The 4,375-nt window shown below is 68.8% G+C and carries 6 protein-coding genes; 3 read left to right on the plus strand and 3 right to left on the minus strand.

The annotated features are described in order from the left end of the window. Positions 1-868, plus strand: an 868-nt coding sequence (locus G6026_RS03085; RefSeq protein ID WP_182612228.1) for a PASTA domain-containing protein, incomplete at its 5' end; no start/stop codon positions are given. A 22-nt stretch (positions 869-890) separates the two neighbouring features. Here the strand turns inward: G6026_RS03085 and G6026_RS03090 are convergent. Next, positions 891-1,571, minus strand: a complete 681-nt coding sequence (locus G6026_RS03090) for an aminodeoxychorismate/anthranilate synthase component II (protein WP_182612229.1) — start codon at positions 1,569-1,571, stop codon at positions 891-893. A 103-nt stretch (positions 1,572-1,674) separates the two neighbouring features. Between G6026_RS03090 and crgA the strand changes: the two genes are divergently transcribed. Together crgA and G6026_RS03100 are read left to right on the plus strand one after the other, a co-directional pair. Beyond that, the gene (crgA, locus tag G6026_RS03095) at positions 1,675-1,941 is read left to right on the plus strand and encodes a cell division protein CrgA (RefSeq protein ID WP_031264343.1); all 267 of its coding nucleotides are present in this window, start codon (positions 1,675-1,677) and stop codon (positions 1,939-1,941) included. A gap of 334 nt (positions 1,942-2,275) precedes the next feature. Further along, positions 2,276-2,767, plus strand: a complete 492-nt coding sequence (locus tag G6026_RS03100; RefSeq protein WP_241725891.1) for a PH domain-containing protein — start codon at positions 2,276-2,278, stop codon at positions 2,765-2,767. Here the strand turns inward: G6026_RS03100 and G6026_RS03105 are convergent. Together G6026_RS03105 and G6026_RS03110 are read right to left on the minus strand one after the other, a co-directional pair. Continuing rightward, on the minus strand, positions 2,757-3,491 hold the full coding sequence (locus tag G6026_RS03105; protein WP_182612230.1) for a rhomboid family intramembrane serine protease: 735 nt from the start codon (positions 3,489-3,491) through the stop codon (positions 2,757-2,759). The genes G6026_RS03100 and G6026_RS03105 overlap by 11 nt on opposite strands. 118 nt (positions 3,492-3,609) lie before the next feature. Further along, the gene (locus G6026_RS03110) at positions 3,610-4,140 is read right to left on the minus strand and encodes a peptidylprolyl isomerase (RefSeq protein ID WP_017835116.1); all 531 of its coding nucleotides are present in this window, start codon (positions 4,138-4,140) and stop codon (positions 3,610-3,612) included. Between the last annotated feature and the right edge of the window lie 235 nt (positions 4,141-4,375).

The following is a 4,375-nucleotide window of genomic DNA, read 5'->3' on the forward strand; positions in this document are numbered from 1 at the left end:
CGACCGGAACGGCGGGGTCGTCCAGGTCCAGGAGGTGACCGTCCCGGAGGTCGCGCAGCGGCCCGTGCAGGAGGTGGTCGATGAACTGACCGCCCTCGGCCTGGAGCCGGTACAGAACCCGCAGCCGGACGAGAGGGTCCCCGCGGGCCTGGTGGTCGCCTCTGATCCGATCGCCGGCAAGCGCCTCCCCGTCGGCTCGGAGATCATTCTCCTGGTGTCCACCGGCAGGCCGATCCTCATGGTCCCCAACGTGATGGGGATGTCACCGGTTGACGCGCGGATGGCCCTCGAGGAGGCAGGGTTCGAGGTGCTCCCGGAGAACGAGGCCCGCCCCTCCACCGCCGAGGACCAGGACAAGGTCGTGGACACCGATCCGCCCCCGGGCGCCCAGGTGCCCTCAGACCGCCCCGTCAGGTTGACGGTGGGGTCCGGCCCCGAGGAGCTGCAGGTGCCGGGGGTGGTGGGGCAGTCCATCGACTCGGCCCGGGCCACCCTCGAGGGCATCGGATTCCGGGTGGACACCCGCAGGGTCGACGGCACCGCGCCGGAGGGCGAGGTGGTGGACCAGTCCACCCCGGCGGGGCAGACGCAGCTCAAGGGAGCCACGATCACGCTGCAGGTCTCGGCGGGTAACCGGTTCCTCATGCCCAACCTCGTGGGCGGCACCGTGCCCGATGCGCTGGCCGCGCTCGAGCGCGCCGGGTGGCGGGGAGGCCGCGGTCAGCTGGTCGAGCTTCCGCAGAACGACCCGGATCTCACCCGGGTGGGGCAGATCTATTCGCAACAGCCGCCTGTCGGCGAGGCCGGGGTGAACGACCAGGTCGTGGTGCGTGTGATCCGCTTCGGGCTGGTACCCGGCCCCGGCTGAGGGCCTCGCGGGGTGCTGCGGCTCAGGCGAGCGCGGCGCCCCGGGCCCGGTCGAGCTCGTGCTCCAGACCCGCCACCAGGGCCTCCTCCGGCTGCTCGCCACACATCCCCAACCAGTTGGCGAGCATGCGGTGGCCTCCGTCGCTCATCACCGACTCGGGATGGAACTGCACCCCGTGCACCGGCATCTCGCGGTGCCGCATCGCCATGACCAGACCGGACCCGGTCCACGCGGTGGGCACGAGGTCCTCCGGGATGGTCTCCGGCAGCACCGTCAGCGAGTGGTAGCGGGTCGCCGTGAAGGGGCTGGGGATCCCGGCGAGCACGCCGGAGTCGTCGTGGGTGACCCGGCTCGTCTTGCCGTGCATGAGTTCGGCGGCCCGGTCGACCGTGGCCCCGAACGCCTCCCCGATCGCCTGGTGTCCCAGGCACACGCCCAGCACCGGGACGCCGGCGCGTCCGCAGACCCCGATGAGCGGGATCGTGGCCCCCGCCCGGTCCGGCGTACCCGGGCCGGGGCTGAGCAGGACGCCGTCGAACTCCGCGACCACCCCTGCCAGCGACGCCGGGTCGTAGCCACCGTCGGGTCCGGCGAGCCTCTCGTCGTCGTTCCTCCACACCTCACACGTCGCTCCCAGCTGGCCCAGGTACTGGACCAGGTTGTAGACGAAGCTGTCGTAGTTGTCGACGACGAGGATGCGCATAGATGCAGCGTACTGCCGTCGGTGGGATGAACGTCCGGGGTGGGGCTTGGTAGACTGCCCTGGATCAGCCCCACCAGTGCAGCCCCACCAGCGCGAGGACGTCATGCCCAAGTCAAAGGTCCGGTCGAAGACCGAGTACACAGACGCGGCCGTCAGCCGCACCCCCGTCAAGGTCAAGGGGACGCCCACGTCGCAGTGGTACATCATCGTGATGTTCGGTCTCATGATCCTGGGGCTCGCGTGGTTGGTGACCTACTACATCGCCGGTGAGCGGATCCCGTTCATGCAGTCCCTCGAGACGTGGCAGAACTTCGCCATCGGGTTCGGTCTGGCTGTCGTCGGGCTCCTCATGACGATGAACTGGCGCTGACACCCGTTCTCACTGAACCCGGTTCCGGGTAATCCACAGTCTTATACACAGGTCACCCCCCGCACTCCGCGGGGGGTGACCTGCATTTTCTTAGCGAGTTGACATCCGCGCAGGTCAAGGTGGTGTATTCGGCGAAGTAACCGCTGTTACCGCTGGTCGGACCCGCCCGCACAGGCTGTGGACAACTCCCTCCACACTGGGGACAAACCCGTGACGACGACGACGCGGACGACTCCGCAGGTCGGGGTGCCGGGCTCTCGAACGCGGATCGAACTCCACCCGTGTGATTCATCCACACTGTGGATTCCGCCTGTGGATGAGAGAGGATGGGGGGATGAGTGAGCCAGCGGCGTCTCCCGGCGGGCACAGTGCGGATCCGCGGGATGCGGATTCGTGGGATGCGGATTCGTGGGGTCCGGGGGTGCTGTGGCCGAGCGCGCAGATCGCCCTCGGTGTCGGCGCCATGGCGGTGGGTGCGGCGAACGGGGACCCGCTCGGGCTCATCCTCACCGGACTCCTGGCGCTGTTCGTGATCCCCGCGGGGGTGATGCAGCTGATACGGCGTCCCCGGATCGAGGTGGTGGACGGTCAGCTCGCGATCACCAGGCTCAGGGGCGTGGTGTTCGTCCCGCCCGCTCGGGTCGTCGAGGCGCGGGCACTCGGGGTCGCGAGATGGGGCGTGCGGCAGCACCTCATGCGACTGGAGTACGTGGATGACCGGGGTCGGGAGGTACTCGACGTGTTCACGCGAGGCGACCTGGGGGCGGACCCGCGTGAGGTGACCGACCGGTTGGTGCAGCTGGGGTTCGGGGGCTCTACGCTCTGAGGAACAGCCCCGGCGACATGGTGTCGGCCGCGTACCAGGCGGCCGTGGCGACGAGCGCCACCAGAACCAGGTAGCCGAGCCACGACACGGCCTGGCGTCCGCCGCGGCCCACCCCTCGCGGTAGCCGACGGGGCAACGACACCAGGACCAGCGCGCCGAGCGCACCCACGAGCAGGCCGCCCAGATGCGCGGCCAGCGAGACGCCCGGGACCAGGAAGCTCACGCCGATGTTCAGTACCAGCAGTATCCCGATCCCCTTGACGTCCACGCGCATCGACATCGCGACGATCGCGTAGGCGCCCATGAGCCCGAAGATCGCGCCGGACGCCCCGGCCGTGAGCGCGTTCTGGCCGTAGAACATCACGGCGGCGGACCCGCCGAGGGCCGAGACCAGGTAGAGCGCGAGGAATCGCGCATGGCCGATGCTGCGCTCGACACCCAGACCGAGGATCCACAGCATGTACATGTTGAGCAGCAGATGCATGGGGCCGAAGTGCTGGAACGCCGACGTCATCAGACGCCACCACTCGTCATGGGCCGCGACCAGCGGCGGATACAGCGCCGTGGCCTGGAACAACACGGCGGAATGGTTGGCGAGCAGACTCCACGACTGGGCGACCGTCGCGGCGTAGACCGCGAGGTTGGCGGTGATGAGCCACGCGGTCACCGGCTGGAGGCGGAAGAAGCGGGAGACGGCGCCACCGCTGTGGGTCTGAGTGGTCATGGCGTGGTGGGGTGTCACCGTTCCTGCATCGTCATGGAGACACAGACGGCGCGGGACCGGGGTACCGGTGCCCGCGCCGCTGGCCGGGTCGTGTCGCCACGACCCCGGGGGTCAACTGTCAGGAGATCTCGATGGACTCGATCACGATGTCCTCGACCGGACGGTCCATGGCCCCGGTCTTGGTGGTGGCGATGGCGTCGATGACCTTCTGCGAGTCGGCGTCGGCGACCTTCCCGAAGATGGTGTGCCGGTTGTTCAGGTGCGGCGTGGGGCCCACGGTGACGAAGAACTGCGAACCGTTGGTCCCCGGGCCCGCGTTTGCCATGGCCAGCAGGTAGGGCTCACTGAACTGGAGCTCCGGGTGGAACTCGTCCTTGAACTGGTAACCCGGACCGCCACGACCGGTGCCCGTGGGGTCGCCGCCCTGGATCATGAACCCCGAGATGACGCGGTGGAAGATCGAACCGTCATAGAACGGGCCGCTCTTCTCGCCCTTGGCGTTGGCCTGCGAGTAGTCCTTCGAACCGTCGGCCAGGCCGACGAAGTTCGCGACCGTCTCCGGGGCGTGGTTGCCGAACAGCTCGACGACGATGTCGCCCTTGGTGGTGTGGATGGTTGCCTTCTGCGTTGCGATGCTCACGGCGACCATCCTGCCACGCGGTACCGGTGGATGTCGGTGAGGTGGTGGTCGGGGTCCGGGCCCTGTGCCACCATCTACCCATGAGCACACGAAGTGATCGAGCCGCTGAACGCAAGGCCATCAAGTCCGCCGAGAAGGACCTGAAGAAGGCCGGCACCGCCGCCCGGAAGGCATTCGACCTCAAGGATCCCCGCTTCCTGGGTGAAGCGGCGGTGGCCGCCACCCGCGGGCCCGCGGGTCTGGC

Origin of the sequence: Dietzia sp. DQ11-38-2, assembly GCF_014145055.1 — a bacterium.
Taxonomy (GTDB): domain Bacteria; phylum Actinomycetota; class Actinomycetes; order Mycobacteriales; family Mycobacteriaceae; genus Dietzia.